This window comes from Lachnospiraceae bacterium JLR.KK002 (assembly GCA_036941025.1).
GTDB lineage: Bacteria > Bacillota > Clostridia > Lachnospirales > Lachnospiraceae > Petralouisia.
The window spans coordinates 2,355,256-2,373,246 of sequence record JAYMNP010000001.1; the positions used below are offsets into that span (position 1 = coordinate 2,355,256).

Annotated in this window: 18 protein-coding genes and 1 pseudogene; 1 reads left to right on the forward strand and 18 read right to left on the reverse strand. The window is 47.5% G+C overall.

The window, feature by feature from the left end; genetic code table 11:
• Window positions 1–35 precede the first annotated feature (35 nt).
• The 13 genes from VSQ32_11335 to VSQ32_11395 form a co-directional block, all read right to left on the reverse strand.
• Window positions 36–2,558: a fibronectin type III domain-containing protein gene (locus VSQ32_11335; GenBank protein MEH2943438.1), complete on the reverse strand. Its 2,523-nt coding sequence runs from the start codon at window positions 2,556–2,558 to the stop codon at window positions 36–38.
• Between the two features lie 105 nt (window positions 2,559–2,663).
• On the reverse strand, window positions 2,664–3,008 hold the full coding sequence (locus VSQ32_11340) for a hydrogenase maturation nickel metallochaperone HypA (GenBank protein MEH2943439.1): 345 nt from the start codon (window positions 3,006–3,008) through the stop codon (window positions 2,664–2,666).
• Window positions 3,009–3,032: 24 nt separating this feature from the next.
• Window positions 3,033–5,930, reverse strand: a complete 2,898-nt coding sequence (locus VSQ32_11345; GenBank protein ID MEH2943440.1) for an FAD-dependent oxidoreductase — start codon at window positions 5,928–5,930, stop codon at window positions 3,033–3,035.
• Between the two features lie 19 nt (window positions 5,931–5,949).
• Window positions 5,950–6,672, reverse strand: a complete 723-nt coding sequence (locus VSQ32_11350; protein ID MEH2943441.1) for a carbon monoxide dehydrogenase — start codon at window positions 6,670–6,672, stop codon at window positions 5,950–5,952.
• Window positions 6,672–6,851, reverse strand: a complete 180-nt coding sequence (locus VSQ32_11355; protein ID MEH2943442.1) for a hypothetical protein — start codon at window positions 6,849–6,851, stop codon at window positions 6,672–6,674. The genes VSQ32_11350 and VSQ32_11355 overlap by 1 nt, the downstream gene beginning before the upstream one ends.
• The gene (locus VSQ32_11360) at window positions 6,848–7,654 is read right to left on the reverse strand and encodes an acyl-CoA dehydratase activase (GenBank protein ID MEH2943443.1); all 807 of its coding nucleotides are present in this window, start codon (window positions 7,652–7,654) and stop codon (window positions 6,848–6,850) included. The genes VSQ32_11355 and VSQ32_11360 overlap by 4 nt, the downstream gene beginning before the upstream one ends.
• A 247-nt stretch (window positions 7,655–7,901) precedes the next feature.
• A complete protein-coding gene (locus VSQ32_11365) occupies window positions 7,902–9,455 on the reverse strand; it encodes a 2-hydroxyacyl-CoA dehydratase family protein (GenBank protein MEH2943444.1) in 1,554 nt (517 codons plus the stop codon).
• Window positions 9,455–10,654 (reverse strand): 2-hydroxyacyl-CoA dehydratase family protein, encoded by a 1,200-nt coding sequence (locus VSQ32_11370; GenBank protein ID MEH2943445.1) that lies wholly within the window; start codon window positions 10,652–10,654, stop codon window positions 9,455–9,457. The genes VSQ32_11365 and VSQ32_11370 overlap by 1 nt, the downstream gene beginning before the upstream one ends.
• Before the next feature lie 12 nt (window positions 10,655–10,666).
• Window positions 10,667–11,434, reverse strand: coding sequence for an AAA family ATPase (locus tag VSQ32_11375; GenBank protein ID MEH2943446.1), 768 nt, complete (start codon window positions 11,432–11,434; stop codon window positions 10,667–10,669).
• A 193-nt stretch (window positions 11,435–11,627) separates the two neighbouring features.
• Complete coding sequence (locus tag VSQ32_11380) at window positions 11,628–12,011, reverse strand: hypothetical protein (protein MEH2943447.1); 384 nt, start codon at window positions 12,009–12,011, stop codon at window positions 11,628–11,630.
• Between the two features lie 204 nt (window positions 12,012–12,215).
• On the reverse strand, window positions 12,216–12,464 hold the full coding sequence (locus tag VSQ32_11385; GenBank protein MEH2943448.1) for a hypothetical protein: 249 nt from the start codon (window positions 12,462–12,464) through the stop codon (window positions 12,216–12,218).
• A 235-nt stretch (window positions 12,465–12,699) separates the two neighbouring features.
• A complete protein-coding gene (tnpA, locus tag VSQ32_11390; GenBank protein MEH2943449.1) occupies window positions 12,700–13,134 on the reverse strand; it encodes an IS200/IS605 family transposase in 435 nt (144 codons plus the stop codon).
• A gap of 61 nt (window positions 13,135–13,195) precedes the next feature.
• Window positions 13,196–13,576 carry a hypothetical protein gene (locus VSQ32_11395; GenBank protein ID MEH2943450.1) on the reverse strand — a complete coding sequence of 127 codons (381 nt, stop codon included), beginning with the start codon at window positions 13,574–13,576 and terminating at the stop codon, window positions 13,196–13,198.
• A gap of 339 nt (window positions 13,577–13,915) precedes the next feature.
• On the opposite strand from VSQ32_11395, the gene VSQ32_11400 reads away from it, so the two are divergent.
• Window positions 13,916–15,139 (forward strand): transposase, encoded by a 1,224-nt coding sequence (locus VSQ32_11400; GenBank protein MEH2943451.1) that lies wholly within the window; start codon window positions 13,916–13,918, stop codon window positions 15,137–15,139.
• On the opposite strand, the gene VSQ32_11405 is transcribed toward VSQ32_11400, so the two are convergent.
• From VSQ32_11405 to VSQ32_11425, 5 genes and pseudogenes are all read right to left on the reverse strand, one after another.
• A complete protein-coding gene (locus VSQ32_11405; GenBank protein ID MEH2943452.1) occupies window positions 15,130–15,300 on the reverse strand; it encodes a hypothetical protein in 171 nt (56 codons plus the stop codon). The genes VSQ32_11400 and VSQ32_11405 overlap by 10 nt on opposite strands.
• Before the next feature lie 29 nt (window positions 15,301–15,329).
• Window positions 15,330–16,034, reverse strand: coding sequence for a metallophosphoesterase (locus VSQ32_11410; protein MEH2943453.1), 705 nt, complete (start codon window positions 16,032–16,034; stop codon window positions 15,330–15,332).
• 57 nt (window positions 16,035–16,091) lie between these two features.
• Window positions 16,092–16,559, reverse strand: coding sequence for a hypothetical protein (locus VSQ32_11415; protein ID MEH2943454.1), 468 nt, complete (start codon window positions 16,557–16,559; stop codon window positions 16,092–16,094).
• 38 nt (window positions 16,560–16,597) lie between these two features.
• Window positions 16,598–16,759 (reverse strand): annotated as a pseudogene (locus tag VSQ32_11420) (IS3 family transposase).
• Between the two features lie 24 nt (window positions 16,760–16,783).
• Window positions 16,784–17,916, reverse strand: a protein-coding gene (locus VSQ32_11425) for an IS3 family transposase (protein ID MEH2943455.1) whose coding sequence is annotated in 2 segments (ribosomal slippage) — window positions 16,784–17,649 and window positions 17,649–17,916 — 1,134 coding nt in all. Because the reading frame shifts where the segments join, the coding sequence is not laid out codon by codon here.
• Window positions 17,917–17,991: the final 75 nt, after the last annotated feature.

The following is a 17,991-nucleotide window of genomic DNA, read 5'->3' on the forward strand; positions in this document are numbered from 1 at the left end:
ACAATTACCGTGCAATTCCAACAGAAACCTGTATGTTATCTGGCTCTGACAGACTTTACTTTAGACCAGCCGGAATAAATTTTCATCTGTTTCCCGCCTGATTTTACTGTTTTGTACGTGCGGATTCTGACGTAATACTTTTTCCCGGCTTTCTGACCGGAAATGGTTTTGGATGTGGTTCTGCTGCTTTTCACCGTCACTTTTTTCGTGGATTTTCCGGTAAATTTACTGCTGGTGGAATACTGGATTTCATATCCGCTGGTCTGGGTACTCTGTTTTTTCCATTTCACGGTAAATCCCCTGGATTTTGCTGTCAGTCCGGTAAGGGATGTTTTCCCAGGTTCAATCACAAAGTTCTTTTTCAGGGTTCCGCTGTAATCTCCGATGAGCCGGACTGTTACCTCTGCCTGCCCCACCAGCACATTATTCCGGTAAGAAATCTGATACTGTCTGCTGTTGATATTCCTGCCTGTCCGATCCCTCACCCATACCTGAGGCTTCTTGCTTTTTCCGCTGTATACGGTGCGTTCCATGGACAGTACGACTTTTTCCGGCCGGTAAATGATTTCCTGTGACGCCACTTTTCCGCAGCTGCATTCCTCCATTCTGGAGCCGTCCTGCCGGGGTGTAGCCGGCTGCACCACAGTCTCAAAATCATGAATATGCACTTCTTCCGGTACTTCTTCCGGAGACTCAGGTTCCGGCGAAATAACCGGAGGGGTTACCGGCATTTCTTCCGGCGGGGTAACGGGCGGAGTTACCGGTATTTCTTCCGGCGGAGTAACGGGCGGAGTTACCGGTATTTCTTCCGGCGGGGTGACTGATGTTCCATCCTGAAACAGCACAGGCTTCTGAGCCAGTATCCTGTCTTTCAGATTCTTTACGTCTGCCACCGTATTCAGGTCTTCCGTATAATACTCAGACAAAAACAGGAAGGTATAGTCTCCCGGTTTTGCATCCGGCTCCGCCTGCAGATAATACCGTCCCGGATGTTCCTGAGCGGTGATCAGTGCAATGCTGTTGCCCCAGTCGGTTTTTGCAGAAATATCTGCCCCGCTGCCTTCCCAGTATTCCGTCTTTATCTTAATTACATAATCTGCTTCATACAGTCCCAGTTCATCGGCTTCTTCACTGGTAAAAGGCGTTCCGTCTTCATCGTACCACACCAGCTCAAAAAAGACGTTTTCATCCGGTATGGCTCCGTCCGGAGTTCTTCTGATTTTATTCAAATCCACTTCCCTGGGAGCAGAGGCAATGGAAATACTCCTCACCTGTGGTTCGTCTGCCACAGTTCCTCTCACCACGCTCCACACGCCTCTGTCATATTTCAGACTGAAACCATTCTCAATACTTCTCTCCGCCAGCACGAAATTACTCCGCACCGCATTGGAAGGATCCGCTGTGATATAGTCTCTCCCCGGTATAATGGAACCTGTAGCCATACGGTTTCCCGGACAGATTACGGTGGTACCGGTAACCTGCCCCCGAATCGCTGCCTGCGTTGTCCCATCCAGTATCAGAACGCCCCGTTCTCCATCCTGAATACCTGTACCTCTGAAATTCCCTTTAATTTCCGCATTCACTCCGCTTAAGTCCAGGCCGCCGCCATTGCGCAGCGTGACGTTCTCCAGGGTTCCCGCCTTAAATTTCAGAGTTCCTCCGTCTGCAATTACAATATTTCCGATATTTTCCACTTCTGCATCTGACATCAGACTGGCCCTCAGAGTCAGCGTCGTAGTTCCGTTACCGCGGAATTTGTTTATCCACATGGTACTGCCTGCCGCACCTGCAGCCTGAATTTCCGCCTGGCTGGTCAGACTGGTATCCACATAATCCCGCACCCTTACTCTGGTATCCAGATTCACCGTTGCTTTGCCTCTGTACGGCACATTTCCATCTATTGCCTCATGGCCCATAAGGACTGCCTGAAGGATGGTTTTGTCATTGGAATTCTGAACCGTCAGGGAAGCATTGCTGCCAACTGCTGTTCCCGGATAACCGCCGGCACAGATGGTGGGCAGCAGTTCTTTTTCCGTACCGCCCATACCTCCTGAGCCGCCGTCCAGATAAGTATCCACATTGTCCAGTGTCAGGCTGTGGCCTGCCAGAAAGATTTCCCGGTGAGGAACACTGTTCAGCGCATTGGAAGATTCCATGGTCAGTTTCATATTCCGAAAGACCACATTATCCCCTTCCAGCTGCAGGGGACTTCTGCAGTTTAAAGTACTCTGGCTGACAGAAATACCCTGAATCACCGTTCCTGCCGGAATTTTCACCGGAATCATCCGGCCGCCTGGCTCTGCCTCCTGGCCAATGGTAATCAGATTGTTTATGGTAATGGGGCTCTGTTTCTGCTGCAGCGCCGCCATAAATTCTTCTCTTGTGTAAACGGTAACTCCGCCTTCTCTGGCGGTTCCCCGAACTTCCGTATGCTGCCGCACCGCTTCCGTGCCCTGTGCCGGAACTATCTGCGTATTCTGTGCCAGAGCTGTCTCAGACAGGCTCATAAGCAGAATGGCTGCCGCAAGTAACATACGAAAAGACCTGTTTTTTCTCATTGCTCATCTCCTTTTCCGGAGGGACGCAGGACACCGACAGGCGCCCTGCTCCCCTGAGTTTTAAAGTATCGCTGAAACATTGCCTGTTTTCCGTCAGCAGACGCCCTAAGATACTTCTATTTCTTTAATCTGATGTTCATTTCCCTGTATCAGATATGTATGCTCGCTGCCGCAGTAAGGGCAGATTTTTCCATGCTCCACCGTAGGGTAGGTTTCCTGACAGTCTTCGCAGTAAGTAATGGCCGGGATGGTCTCTATTACCAGCTCGCATCCGTCCATCCGCTGGCTTTTGGAGCATTTCCATTTCCAGCAGTCCTTCAGATAATAAGGAATGATGGTGGAAACTTCTCCAATCTGAAGGGTTACTTTTGTAATTTTGTCTGCCTGGTTTTCCTCTGCCACACGCTCTACGGTTTTCACAATATGAAACACGATTCCTAATTCATGCACGGCTGCTCTCCATTCTGTGTCCCGCTATTTTATATGAGCCTGTTTTCTTCCTGTCTTCCGCTTTTCCGCAGTTTTCCCAGGTCTCCCGGTCTTTTTCCCGGCTTTTTTCACTGCCGGCTTATTGGCGAAAATGCTCTTAAATGCCTTTCCTGCCGCATAGGCTCCGATTTCCTTAAATTTGTCCTCGGATCTGCTCATCTTTGAGCATTCAGGATGATCCCGGTGGAGTCTGATAGCGTCAAATTCGCATTTGGTGGTACATACGCCGCAGCCAATACACTTGTTCTCATCCACAATGGACACGCCGCAGCTTAAGCAGCGTCCTGCTTCCAGATGTACCTGTTCTTCCGTCAGTGTCTTATGGGCATCCCGGAAGGAATGTTTATGGTCAATCTTTTCATCCATGCCTGCTTCCTGACGTCCGATGGTGTCATAACCTTCCACCTTAATATTCTTCTTGTTCAGTTCATGGAAATCCCGGCGGTTCCGGCCAATGGTCATGCTGGTGCCCGGATGTACATAACGGTGCAGGGATACGGCCGCATTCTTGCCGGCTTCAATGGCGTCAATGACAAACTGAGGCCCTGTATATACATCTCCGCCCACGAAAATATCGGGCTCTGCAGTCTGATACGTCAGAGCATCCGCTACCGGGTAATTGCCATGCCAGAATTCCACTTTGCTTCCGTCCAGCAGACCGCCCCATTCAATGCCCTGTCCGATGGCAAAGATGACCTGAGCACAGTCCACGGTTATCAGCTCGTCTTCGTCGTACTGAGGATTGAATTTTCCTTCTTCATCCAGTGTGGCGGTACATTTCTTAAATACCACGGACTGTACCTTTCCGCCGGAATCTTTGACAATCTCTTTCGGCCCCCAGCCGTTGTTGATTTTAATTTCTTCTTCCAGTGTTTCCTGAATCTCTTCATCGGAGGCGGGCATGGTCTCTCTGGATTCCAGACAGAACATTTCCACATCTTTTCCGCCGAAACGGTATGCGGTTCTGGCACAGTCGATGGCTACGTTTCCGCCGCCAATCACAATTACTTTGCCCTCCAGCTTCTGCTCCTGGTCTTCCGTTGCATGATGGAGGAAGTTCACTGCAATGTCAATGCCTTTCGCGTCATTTCCGGGAATAGGCGGAATCTTGCCGCCCTGGCAGCCGATGGCGATGTAGAATGCCTGGTATCCTTCCCTGCGCAGTTCATCCAATGTTACATCTTTGCCCACTTCCACGCTGCATTTTATCTCAACGCCAAGTGCACGAATCACGTCAATTTCTGCTTCAATCACGTCTTTTTCCAGTTTGTAGGAAGGAATGCCGTAGGTCATCATTCCGCCCGGCCTTGCATGTTTCTCAAATACCGTGGGCTTATAGCCTTTTGTCGCCAGATAATAAGCGCAGGATAATCCGGCAGGGCCTGCTCCGATAATGGCAATTTTCTGCTCCCACTGAGTCAGGCGGTTAGAGGCAATCACCACCGGAGGAATGTATCTGGTTTCTTCATGGAGATCCTGTTCTGCAATGAATTTCTTAATATCGTCAATGGCCACCGGAGCGTCAATGGTGCCTCTGGTACATGCCATCTCGCATCGTTTGTTGCAGACACGTCCGCAGATGGCCGGGAATGGGTTGTCTTTTTTAATCAGCGCCAGTGCTTCCTGATATTTTCCCTCTTTTGCCTTGCGGATGTAGCCCTGTACTGCAATATGGGCCGGACAGGCTGCTTTACAGGGCGCAGTACCTGTTTTGTAACAGTTAATCCGGTTGTTGTCCCGGTAATCTTCGTCGTATTTGTCTTTGCCCCATACCAGTTTGTCGGGCAATTCGTGTTTGGGATAACGCACTTCTTTCCCGTTTTTCTTACAGAGCTTCTGTCCCAGCTTCACTGCGCCTGCCGGACAGTATTCCACACATTTTCCGCAGGCCACGCATTTTTCTTTTTCCACCTTTGCGGTAAATGCGCTGCGGCTCATATTTGGGGTGTTAAACAACTGGGAGGTTCTCAGGGCGTTGCAGATATTCACATTACAGTTGCAGATTCCGAAAATTTTGTTTTCTCCGTCAATATTGGTAATCTGATGTACGAATCCGTTGTCCTCGGCTTTGCGGAAAATTTCCATGGCTTCTTCGTATGTAATATCATGGCCTTTGCCTGTCTCACGGCAGTAGTCTGCAAAGTCTCCCACACCGATACACCAGTTCATCTCGTCGTCGCCGCAGCCTTCTCCCAGTATCTGGCGGCTGACGCGGCAGGAACACTGGCCCACGCCGATATGGCCCTCATATTTTTTCAGCCAGTAGGAGATATGCTCCAGGTCAATGGTGCCGTTTTCCATGGAAATGGCTTTTTCCACCGGAATAACATGCATACCGATACCTGCGCCTCCCGGAGGTACCATGTGGGTAATCCCGTCCAGAGGAATAAAGGTCATGCGCTCAAAGAAGCTGGCCAGAGCCGGATGTTCCCTGAGACGTTTGTTGCCTTCCGGCCCTTCTTCCATATTAAAGAGTTCTGCGGAACCGGGTACAAACATGGGCAGGCAGTATCTGCGGTCTGTGGGCCCCGGAATGGAGCCGTAATGGTCGTAGTTATTGCCATAGTCATATTCCAGAAGGCCGATATAACTCATTTCATCCAGCACTTCCTGGAAATGCTCTTTCTCCTCTTCCTTCACATCGTTCATTTTCCAGAGTTCTTCAATTTTGTAATGGTGGCGGACTTTCATGGTCAGGGCAATGTCCGCCATTTCCTCTGTGACGATTTCCGCCAGCCCCCAGTATTCCGGGTCGGCCACCGTCAGTCCTTTCAGTTTGTGTTTGGCCACATCTGTAATCTTTCTTCCAAGTTTCAGTATTTTTTCACTGGGTACCTTGTCTCCCATGTGAGGCGGAATAACCGCTTTGCTCATTTCCGGCATAATGTTCTCCTTTCTTTTCTCATCCGCTGTAACTGTTTCGGTGTAATTCCTTCAGTCCTTCCACTTCATCGCAAATCTGCTTCAAACTGCAGGCGTTGCAGTCCATGGAAAGATTTTTCAGTACATGATCTATTGCTTTTGTAATCTGTTCTGATTTTTTTAACCGGGCTTCCAGCTCTGCCCAGGGAAATTCCGGTCTGGTGACAAACATTAATTTTACCGCTTCCACATCCCTGTTCTTATGATATGCTGCCAGAAACATACTGCCCACCTGGGCAAAGCCCAGTCCTTTCCGGAGGGCCTGTCTGCCCACCCGCACCGCCTCCCGCTCCTGCGCGGCGGAAACCCGCATCATAAACCCTTCGGGAAACAGGCGGTATCTGATGTACTCCAGGTTCCGTATACGGTTGTACAGCTCATTGCCTTCTCCCAGGCTGCCCTGTTTCATGCGTACCGCCGCAATTCTGGCATAAGGCCAGTCTTTACGGATTTCTCCCAGGTCTTTTCCGTACAGCAGGATTTCATCCTCCGGCACCAGTTCCTGATTCGTGGTAAGTATGGTGCTCCCCAGGGCCGGAAGTGTGCCTCCGCCCAGTTCATAAGCCATATCGCTGCGAAGAATCATGGCCTCTTTGCCCGTATTTTTCCAGCAGCTCTCTCCATGCTTATTCAGCCTCCGGGCCGGATATGCTTCCAGTCCTGCCAGTACTTCCCGCAGCACGTCGTCATACAGTTTCATCATTACAGCCTGCGCTCCCGTTTCACCCGGTCATGCCATTTTTCCAGGTAAGGCTCCAGGGCTGCTGTCAGCTTCATATCCAGGTTGAAAAAATAAACGGTAAAGGAAATCACAAAAAACGCAACTGCTGACAGGCTCACCACTTTCAGCACTTTTTTCACTGCTTTTCCGGTTTTCTTCATATTCTGTCCCCCTTACCCATTCCCTTTTGTCTGGCAAATTCTGCCGCTCCAAGGGCTCCGATTAACTGAGGGTCCACGGGGAGTTCAATGACCTTCAGCTTCAGTACTTTTTCAATGGCGGCTTTCAGCCCTTCGTTCTTGGCACATCCGCCTGTCAGGGTGATTCTGTCCACCGCTCCCGCCTTTTTGGACATAACGAAGCACCGTTTTGCCACGGACAGCTCAATGCCCGCCGCAATCTCGTCCATGGGCTTTCCTTCCCCTACCAGGGAAATTACTTCACTTTCGGCAAACACCGTGCACTGGGAGGTAATGGGAATGACGTTTTTCGCCTTCAGGGCCAGTTTTGAAAATTCCGGCAAATCCATCTCAAAGGCCTTTGCCATGGCTTCAAAGAACCGCCCGGTTCCTGCCGCACATTTGTCGTTCATGGCAAAATTCTGTACGGTTCCGTCGGTATCCACAGCAATTCCCTTTACATCCTGTCCTCCAATATCAATAATGGATCTGACCGTAGGGTCTGCCACATGGACGCCCATGGCATGACAGCTAATCTCTGAAATATTTTCATCAGCAAACGGAACTTTATTTCTTCCGTATCCGGTTCCCACCAGATAAGCCAGATCTTTGGCGCTCTCAAGTTCTTCTACCTGTTCTATGGCTTCATCCAGGGCCGCCTGTGCGCTCAGCACAGAATTGATACGGCTTTTCAGGGTGACATTTGCCGCCATTTTTCCGGTTTCATCTATAATCACACATTTGGTATAGGTACTGCCTGAATCGCAGCCTCCAAAATATCTCATACTTTCGTCCTTTCTGTCTCATGTTTGTTCCTCGGTCTGTGATACGCATCCTGCTGTGAAAGCCGGAGGGTTTCACAGTACGTAACTATTCAGCCTTCGGCTTCATAGTTACTGAACCCGGCCTGTTCCAGTTTGCCTTCGGCAAAGAGGCCGGATTCTTCTCAACCATTACACATTCTCACGGACTTTGCAGCAAGTGCAAAGTCCTGGGCTGAACTGTTACCACAGTACAGCAGCTCCTGACATTTTACCAGGAGGCGGCATCGTCGATTTCTTCCAGGCTTGGGTCCAGCGGTTCTTCCCGCAGCACGCTTCGCATATAACGGTTTACGTCCTGTCTGAGACTCGCCCTTGGCACCACGCGGGGATCCATCAAATCGTGTACCGCCCAGATTAACCGGATACCGTGTTCTCTGGCCTGTTCTTCAAACAGCCCGTGCATTCCGTCCAGGGCTTTACAGCTCATGTGCTCCCACAGGATAACCATATCCGCATGGAACTGCTCGCAGAATCTCCACAGATCATCCAGCAGCACCTTATATCCTCCGTGGGTACGGTTGCGCATAATCATATTTTCGTAGAGATGGGCCATATCGTAAATGGCCTGCTCCGGGTCGTCCTCGGAAATCATTTTCGTGGACACCAGACTCAGCATATCCACCAGGGGCAGAATTCCCCAGCAGTTCTGCAGCCAGGGCAGGAAATCCGTATAATACTGGGCCTGCACGCCCCATATAATGGCCCGGTGGCGGTACTCCGGCACAATCATTTCTTTCTTCCTGTAAGACTCCATGGCCAGCCGGGTAATCTTTTTGTCTGCCTCCAGAAAGGCCGGCACTTTTCCGCCGATGGCCATGTACACCGTCTCCGTATACAAGGCCAGATTTGCCCCGATGACCTGGGGATATTCCGTGGTACTTAAATCCAGCCATTCCATCCGTTCTCTTGTCTCCGCATTAAATCGTTTCGCACATGCAAAATATGCGTCCCAGTCCCAGGTCTCCCCGGTACAGTCTTCAATAAATTTAATGGCATTGCGGATTTCCTGAGCCGCATATTCCTGCACGCCTTCTTCCGTATGGCGGATAGGGGCCGCTAACTGGAAACAGGGAATGCCATGTTCTCCTTCCAGTCTTCTGGCTATTACGCCGTTTCCCATCAGACTGCCGTCGCAGGTGGTGTTGCACTGGATGGCGCAGGCGCCGAAAATGGGATAATCATCGTCAATGGACACGCCCACTTCCGCCTCCGGCATGGGGCATACATCCCCGGAAAGACCGTATTCCTGCGCCACATCTATGTAAGGACACACTGCGTCCTGCTGCAGCAGCACACTTACATACACTGCGGGAATCTCCCGGCCCACGCCGATAAGATTGGGAAAACCGCACAGCAGATGGGACATTTCATTTTCATCCAGGATAACCAGTTTTTTTGAAAATTCCTCATCGTTTCCAGTATTTTTATCGGCACGGAACATGTTTGCCATCAGCTTTGCAATATCTTCTACCACCAGATCATATTCCGTGTGGGCAATCCGGAGCTGATTTCCCCGAAGGCCCGCCGTGTGCCGGTCCACCATCATGGGAACAGCCAGATAATTCAGCATCCAGCGGTACCGGAAAAATGCTTTCACATTGTTTTTATTCAGCATGAATTTCCCCAGGACGCCCATGGTATGAAGCCAGCGGCTGTAATCGTAAAGGGTGTCTTTCACGCCCCGCCATTCCCGGCGCCTGCGGACCTTTTTCCCTGGCCGGTACAAATCTCCCAGCCGTTCACTTCCGATTTTCCTGCCCATTACTTCTCACCTCCCCTGCTTTTCCGCAGCTTTTTGATTTCGATACTTTCCACAAAGGCCTGTACCCGTGTCCGAAGCTGGCCGGAACTGCCTACCGCATAAGGCCGGTCTACGGAAAGTACCGGATATCCGTATTCCTCCCGCAGTACATGGGTGCCCACCATCCGCTCGTAGGCCCAGTAATCGCAGAATTTCATCTGCTCATAAATGATTCCGTCCGCATGGTATTCTTCGGCAAGCTGATTTACATAGAGACGCCTTCCCTGAATCTTCTCCCGGTTCATGTAACGGGCGCACTGGCTGGCATACATGTAATGGCGGCACACCTGTGTCAGCACATCTTCTTTCTGATTCAGGGGAATCTCCTCCCGGCCCGGCAGTGCTCCGAAACAGAACCGGTCTGCCACCACCAGCGCTCCCGCTTCTTCTATGAGCTTTATCATATCCACATCGTCAATCTCCGAACCTGCCACCATCACTCTGGCCCGGAACTGTTTCCGGTCGTCGGGCTCTCTGGCCTTTAACTCCTCCAGGGTTTCTTCCAGCATATCCATCAGCATGTCTTTGGGGCATACATAGGAAGCCAGTGTGAGCATGTGGTATTCATATCCTGTAATCCGGGGATTTTCTTCTTTCCGGAAATCTCCGATTTCCGTGAGCAGCCGGCAGATCTTATTGTGATTCTCCACTGCCTGCTCCAGGGCTTCTTCTGAAATATCAATGCCGTATATCTCATGAAGGGGCTCAAGAATCTTACTCCTGCATTCCGACACATACACAGACAGTCCGTTATCGTCGGCTTTCATGGGAATCTCCATATAACGGTAGAAAAACTTTTCTTTGGACATGGTGTTCAGAAGTTCCATGTTCTCCACCGCCCGATTAATCATGGAGCAGGCGTCCGGCGCAATCAGACCGTCCAGGAACTGATAACCGCCCTCAATGGCCCGCTCCAGCAGGGCCCTGCTGTATTCGCACAGAAAACTGGTCATATAATAGGTACCCATATCCATGGAACCTGTTCTGGGCGCCCGAAGCCGGACGGTAAAGACTCCCGGAAGCTCCAGCAGCACTTCCGGCACCAGGCTGCATACAGTTCCAATACAGATTTTCCCCTCTTCCTGGGCTTTGCGAACCAAATCGTTATTGGCCTCCTCCAGCAACCGTTCAAACTCATATAAATGTTTTAAATCTTTCATGTATCCTCCTTTTCAAACACGCTCCAGGATATGTATCTTCTCCAGGGCCGCCCGGACGCCCCGGACAATGGGCGCATCCTCCGGCAGGTAAAATACGTTTTCTCCTTTTAAATCAAATTCTGTCAGTGCCCTGTCATCCTGTATTCTGGCCAGAACCGGAAGATTTCCCACATCCATATAAGAGGCTGCTTCCGGAGAAGGCAGGCGGTTGAAAATCACCCCGGCTTCCTCGTACATCACCAGTTCATCCGCTACTTTCCGTATAGTCTGCACCACCTGGGTCCCTTTTCTGCTGGAATCCGTAATCAGAAGCAAATGGGTCACCTTTTCCATTACACGCCGGTTAATCTGTTCAATCCCGGCTTCTCCGTCAATCACAATATAGTCAAAATTTCCGGAAAGAATCCCGATTACTTCTTTCAGATAACTGTTAATCTTACAGTAGCACCCTGCCGCTTCCGGTCTTCCTACTGCGATAAAAGAAAACCCGTCCTGCTCCACCAGTGCGTCAAAAATCCGGTACCTTGCTTCTCCCAGGAGTTCAATGGCTCCTGCGGCGTCCCCGCGTTCCGCCTGAGCCACTACCTCTCTGCGGATATCGTCCACCGTCACTTTTGTCTCCAGACCCAGGGCAGTGGAAAGTCCCACTGCCGGATCCGCGTCAATAGCCAGTATCTTTTTTTCAGGAAAAGAAGACACCAGCACTTTCACCATTGCAGCCGCCAGGGACGTTTTTCCCACGCCTCCTTTCCCGGCTACTGCCAGAATTTTCGCAGCCATAGCACCCCTCCTTTTCTGAAAATTTTCCCTTCAGAGTATAATAATCTACTCTTATTTTACCAGGTAACTTCTCCTTATGTAAATTGACATAATCGCAGAAATGTACAAATTATGTTTCAAAAATGACCGTAGTGTACATTTGCTGCACAATACGGTCATTTTCCTGTTCTTTATACTATCCGTGTTTCAATTATTATTTATCTTTCAAACGTCTTAATGGCATTTCAAAATCACAAATTGTTCTGTAGATATTACTATCTCCATCTGCCCAGCTTGCAAAAGAAGGATACTCATCCGAAAGGGAAAGTGCATTTGCTGTATCTCTGGCCATCTTCACTTGCACAGGTCTGGTCCAACCATAGAAATTAATGGTATATGTAAGTTTTTTACTTTTCAAAAATCCTCTGACATATCTGACAAATTTTATTTTTTGCCCTTCCAGGTTCCATTCTACTCCAGTATTCTCCAGCATTTTACAAAATTCCTTTGTCGTTATATTCATATGAAAAGAATTATTCTTCTTAACAACCAAACGTTTCAAAATATAGGAGATTGTTTTCACTTCCGGGTCTTCCATTTTATCAAACTTTTTCCACACTTTTTTATACGCAACAGGAAGCCTGTTATCTGCAATTGATACAACCAGGTTTTCAAACTCATGAAATTTTTGTTGAGGAAAATATCCATATTGCTGCAATTGATAAAGTAATATTAATAATGCTGTTCTTTTATTGCCATCAGCTTATGTCAAGTATGGGACAAAAATTTTTTCAACTTTTTATCACTTCATATTATGATACTCTCTTCGCTCAAACCTTGCTTCTTTTAACAGTGTACTTACAATACTTCCTCCTGCCAAACCAATTGTTGAAACAAGTATATTTTCTTCTCTTATATCAATCGCACAATATATTATCCAAAAACAGGATACCGTCAAAATTATAGGGACAATAAATGTTACAATTATTTTCCACGCTTTTTCGCCGATTTTCAAATAGTACTTTCTTACTATCCCTTCACGCATTGACATAAAAATATATCCTTCCCTACCAAGAAAGAAAACCAAGAACTCAGATACACCATAGCAGATAGGCGCAATCGTTATCATTATTCTGTCATATGTATGTAATAAAAATATACTTGTTCCTAAAAATACAGCCATTGCAATCAAACTGAACCACTACCGGCTAAAGCCGGTAGGTTCAACATGCTGCTAAAGCAGCCTAAAGTTGTGCATGCTGCAAGTTATCGGTATCCCATTACTTTTATCCTATCTCAAAGTTATCAGAATTGCTCCTCTCTTGCAGATCTTGATTCTTGATATACTCCTTGATGATTTCATCTGTTACATTTCCACTGCTTGCTACAAAATAGCCTCTTGCCCACAAGTGTTGACCCCAGAATTGCTTATTTAATTCTTTATATTCCATCTGCAATTTTCGCGACGTATTCCCTTTTATATACTGTACCAACTTACTCGCTGACAAATGCGGCGGAACGGATACCAACAGATGGATATGGTCATTTCCAACATGTCCTGCCAGTATTTCTACTTCATTGCTCTGGCAGATGATTCTGATGAGTTCTCTTGTTCTTATCGCTATTTTTCCTGTTATCACTGGTTTTCGATATTTTGTTATCCAGACTAAATGGTACTTGATATCGTATGTGCAATGTGCTGACTTTCTGTAATTTTCCATTTCTTTCACCTCAAGTTTAGTATCTCTGTTTTCACCTTTTCTAAACTTGAAGCTATGGGGTTTACCTAAAGGTTTCGCCTAAAGGCGAGGGTTTTAACCCCATTATACAGACAATAAAAGCAATGCTATTTAGACATCTCACACAAATCTTCTGTACTTCTATAATTTTTTTGTTTATACCCGAAACCTCATTATGGATATCATCTAATTTCTTATCATCCCGAATAAGAATATCGTTCATCAACTTTAATTTTTCTAACGTAACAAATCCCGTTGACAAAATATATAAATTACTAAGATGATGTCTTTTAGATATCTCATCCCTGAAAAACATTTCAAACATATTAAGGATTTCTTTAACATCCGATTCAGTACAATAATGAATCTGGTAAGCCTCCGTCTTTTTTATTAATTCACTCAAACTATCCGGCTCAACTTCCATTTCACAAAGTTCCTCTAATATCTTGTGTTTAGCACTTGATGATAAACTCTCTCTTGTACGCTCTAAAGCAGTTTCTACTGCATCATCAAATTCTTCAATATTAGATTCTTTACACCACTTTACAACTTTTCCATAAAAAAAATGTCATACAGGACTTTCTGATGTATAATAAGTTTGCAAACAAAAAAATACGAAAGAAAGTGATCCTGTACGACAGACTTATTATACAACGAAAAAACTATAATTGGTAGACTTTATCATTATTTTTACATTTATTTTGAGGCTTGTTCCATTCCTACAGCCGAGACATTGGTCCTGCTCCTGCTGTCCATACTGACACTGGAGTCAGCGGATTCCATCCGTTTCCTTTACAGACATTTCCTGTCAAAGCTAACAGATAAATCCCTGAATGCCTTTTACTATGCCTGCTCCTATGCCAAAGTGGATTATTCCAGGTTTATGAATGCAACAGCATCTATGGCATTGAAACTAATCCCGAAATCCTTAGAGACGCAGCCCGTTTTTTTATGCATGGATGATACCATTGTTCCCAAATATGGAAAGAAATTTGAGGATGTCTCAAAACTCTTTGACCATTCCGCGCACAACGGCAGCGGCTACCTGAATGGGCACTGCTTTGTAAGTGTCATGCTCTGTGTGCCAATGTGGGATAAAGGCAAGATTGTTTACCAGGCGTTTCCGCTTTCCTACCGTATGTGGCAGAAAGAAGAGTCAAAATTAAAGCTGGCTGCTTCCATGGTACGCCAGGCCATGCCTGAATTACAGGAAAAGGCGAATGTCATTATCCTATGCGACAGCTGGTATACAAAAGGGGATCTGGTTTCTGTCGTGGATGAATACCCAAACCTTGGCCTAATCGGAAATGCAAGGTATGACTCTGTCCTTTATGACCTTGCCCCGCAGCCGACCGGAAAAAGGGGCAGGCCTGCAAAACATGGGAAACGTCTTTCGGCGGAAAAAGATTTTACACTTTCGGATGAAAAAATAGGCGGTTATTATATTGGGATGCGCCGTGTCCTTACAAATATTTTCGGCACAAGGGAAGTTTTTGCCTATGTGACAGCCACAGAGAAGGAAGGCGGTTCCAGGCGCCTGTTCTTCAGTACGGTTTTCCCCACACAGCTGCAGATTTTTTGTGCATGGCAGGAAAAGACCCCCCTGAACCAGACGGGGAGTGCATGGATGGATTACATCCCCTTGTTCCTGTACTCATTCAGATGGAAGATAGAAGTCAGCTATTACGAACAGAAAACCTTCTGGTCACTATGCAGCTATATGGTGCGCAGCCGGAAAGGGATTGAAATGCTGGTTAATCTGATCAACATAGCTTATTGTGCGATGAAACTGCTGCCATATCAGGATGAAGCATTTTCAAAGTACCGTAGGGAAAGCGCACAGGATTTCAGGTTTGTGCTCAGCGAGCGGATCAGGCAGGAGGTATTTTTTGCCACTTTCGTGAAAAAGAGCGAAAGTATAATAAAATCATCTGCCCTTATGAGAGCCTTAAAATACCTTGTTCAGCAAAAGGAGCGCTATTTATAATAGTTGTAAAGTGGTGATTCTTTACTATCCTCAGTTAAATTCACCGCAAGCCCCAATGCTGCACCAAAAGGTGCCAGCCAACCATATGCTCCTGATGCTGCACTAAACACAGCAGATGAAACCATATAAATTTTCCTAAGTTGCTTTGGATGTTCAATCATAACCCCACCTCTTCTGTCTACTAATAATCTTACCCATGCTTACCACAAAACACCCCAAAATTCTCAAACATTATCTCCACCCTGTCAATCTTCTTCTCCGTATGATAATGCCCACAATACCACTTCCCATAATCCAATCTATCCTCAATCCCATCCAGCCATTCCTCCGTAGACTTATCCACCTTACTCTGGTCCACCCCGGCCATAAACACCTCCACCGGCTCATATTTCAGCGGCACCGTATGGCTCAACACCACATCCACCTTCCACCCCAGCTTATCCAGCCGGCGCTCCACATACCTCTTAACCTCCTCCGAAGGCTGCTCATCCGGCCACCACCCATACCCATACATAAGCCGGACCATCTTATCAATACTATAAGCCCCGCCCATGACAATGGCCTGCTTCCCGTCTAGGTCAAACACTTCCCCATCCTTCGCAAACAGCAGATTCGGATACTCTTCTTCCTGGTACACCACACCCCCGCGCCACACCTTCTCCTGATATCCTTCAATGGCCTGCGGTCTCCGCTCATGGTTCCCATGGATCGCAAAAACCGTAATCGGCAGAGCTTCCAAAAACTCCTTCTTCCTCATATCCCGGATTCCCCCGCTGAAATTAATCCCGGCGTCCCCCAGAATAACCATCACATCCTCCCTGCAGGTCCCGAACCGCCTGCAGAAAGCCTCAATCCGCCCAAACTCCCCATGGGTATCCCCCGTTATGTAGATCATACAACCATCCTTTCCGGATGCCCGCCTCCCGGCAGGCACCCTAATTATACCATATCCTCACCGCATTTCACCTAAAATCTTTTCATAAACATCCCCAAATTTCCAGACCACCTCCAGCCTGTCCTCCCCCATCACCTTCGCGCTCTCAATCAGAGAAGCTATCACCCGCTTATCATACCCCTCCAGATGCAGATACTCCCGAATCCCCAGGGCCTCCCGGTACTCCCTCTTCCCGGATTCCTCCACGGCCTCCCGCGCCTCCGCCTCCGAAACCGCCGCAGACACTTCCTGCCTCCTGATATCCAGCTCCCTCTTCCTCTCCACAAACCGCTCCCTTGACATCCTCCCCGCCTTATAATCCTCATACCCGGAAATCTTCGCCTCGTCCAGCCTCCGCAGCTCCGCCCGCAAGCTCCCCGCATCCGCCCCAGGCTCCTTCCCCTTCCGCCCTTTCAGAACCTTCTCCGCCTCCAGAAGCAGCTCCGCCTGCTTCCTCACCATCCGAACCAGCGTATCCTCCGCCAAAGCCTTCCGCATCCTCACCCTGGATTGTCAACATTTTTTTAGACAACTTTTTTAAGGTTGTTTTCCCTGTATTGTACCGGTGTTTGATATCCTAAAGCGGAATGTATTCTGTGATGGTTATACCAGTTCACATAATCCCATAACTTCAATTTCAGTTCCTTCAGATCTGCAAATGTTTCATTCCATACAAATTCTGTTTTTATAATTGGATTGTCAACACTTTTTTAGACAACTTTTTTAAGGTTGTTTTCCCTGTACTGTACAGGGGTCTGATATCCTAAAGCGGAATGTATTCTGTGATGGTTATACCAGTTCACATAATCCCATAACTTCAGTTTCAGTTCCTTCAGATCTGCAAATGTTTCATTCCATACAAATTCTGTTTTTATAATCTTAAATGTCGCTTCTGCCACCGCATTATCATAAGGGCATCCCTTATGGCTCAGGGAACGCTCTATATCAAATGCCTCCAGCAGTTCTTCGATTGTCTGGTTTTTGAATTCGTTTCCACGGTCTGTATGGAACAGGCGGATATCTGAAAGGCTTCCTTCCACACCCTGGAATGCTTCTTTTACAAGTTCTCCTGTTTTATGCTCTCCCGCACTATAACCTGTGATTTCCCGATTAAACAGGTCAACAAGTACACATATGTAATTCCACTGCGTCCCCACTCTTACATATGTTAAATCGCTTACCACAACGTTCCTGTATTCCCTTCCCTGGAATTGGCGGTTCAGAACATTTTCTGTTTTAGATTCGTTGCAGGTGGCTTTGTGTGGCTTGAATTGTGCGGTTGTGTAATTGGAAACAAGCCCTTCCTGCTTCATGATCCGTCCGATCCTGCGTCTGGATACCTGTTTCCCTGCGTCCATCAACTCCTTCTTTATTTTGCGTGTGCCGTAATTATTGCGGCTCGCCTGAAATATTTGTGTAATTTCAGATGCAAGCTCTGATTCGTCGGGTTTTTGTTTTGCTTCGTAATAATAAGTGCTTCTGTTTACCTGCAGGACGCGGCACATTGCTGATACAGAGTATTTGTGGGCATTTGCCCTGATCACATTTACTTTCGTCCCAGGATCAGCGCCGCCTGTTTTAAAATATCGTTCTCCATTTTCAGCTGCTGGTTTTCCTTACGAAGTTTCAGCAGTTCTTCCTGCTCTGGGGTGCGGTTGTCCTTTTCGTGGAAAGAGCCGGAGTTTTCCGCCTGCTTTACCCATTTGTCAGACAGGGAATGGGCAATATCGTATTCCCTGCAGATATCACATCTGCGTTTGCCAGAATGGTATAAATCTACCAGCTGCTGCTTAAATTCATCTGTATACTTACGAGGTTTTCTTTTCTGTTTTGTTTCGGTCATATTGGCTGCTCCTTTGCTTATTGGTTTTATATTATATGACCTTAAAAAATCTGTCCAGTTTATTGTAACCTATCC

Bases quoted from the DNA above. Each gene is read 5' to 3' on its own strand.
- VSQ32_11335 (MEH2943438.1), bottom strand. From the start codon at position 2,558: ATGAGAAAAAACAGGTCTTTTCGTATGTTACTTGCGGCAGCCATTCTG.
- VSQ32_11345 (MEH2943440.1), bottom strand. From the start codon at position 5,930: ATGCCGGAAATGAGCAAAGCGGTTATTCCGCCTCACATGGGAGACAAG.
- VSQ32_11350 (MEH2943441.1), bottom strand. From the start codon at position 6,672: ATGATGAAACTGTATGACGACGTGCTGCGGGAAGTACTGGCAGGACTG.
- VSQ32_11355 (MEH2943442.1), bottom strand. From the start codon at position 6,851: ATGAAGAAAACCGGAAAAGCAGTGAAAAAAGTGCTGAAAGTGGTGAGC.
- VSQ32_11360 (MEH2943443.1), bottom strand. From the start codon at position 7,654: ATGAGATATTTTGGAGGCTGCGATTCAGGCAGTACCTATACCAAATGT.
- VSQ32_11365 (MEH2943444.1), bottom strand. From the start codon at position 9,455: ATGGGCAGGAAAATCGGAAGTGAACGGCTGGGAGATTTGTACCGGCCA.
- VSQ32_11370 (MEH2943445.1), bottom strand. From the start codon at position 10,654: ATGAAAGATTTAAAACATTTATATGAGTTTGAACGGTTGCTGGAGGAG.
- VSQ32_11375 (MEH2943446.1), bottom strand. From the start codon at position 11,434: ATGGCTGCGAAAATTCTGGCAGTAGCCGGGAAAGGAGGCGTGGGAAAA.
- VSQ32_11380 (MEH2943447.1), bottom strand. From the start codon at position 12,011: ATGGAAGACCCGGAAGTGAAAACAATCTCCTATATTTTGAAACGTTTG.
- VSQ32_11385 (MEH2943448.1), bottom strand. From the start codon at position 12,464: ATGTCAATGCGTGAAGGGATAGTAAGAAAGTACTATTTGAAAATCGGC.
- tnpA (MEH2943449.1), bottom strand. From the start codon at position 13,134: ATGGAAAATTACAGAAAGTCAGCACATTGCACATACGATATCAAGTAC.
- VSQ32_11395 (MEH2943450.1), bottom strand. From the start codon at position 13,576: ATGGAAGTTGAGCCGGATAGTTTGAGTGAATTAATAAAAAAGACGGAG.
- VSQ32_11405 (MEH2943452.1), bottom strand. From the start codon at position 15,300: ATGATTGAACATCCAAAGCAACTTAGGAAAATTTATATGGTTTCATCT.
- VSQ32_11410 (MEH2943453.1), bottom strand. From the start codon at position 16,034: ATGATCTACATAACGGGGGATACCCATGGGGAGTTTGGGCGGATTGAG.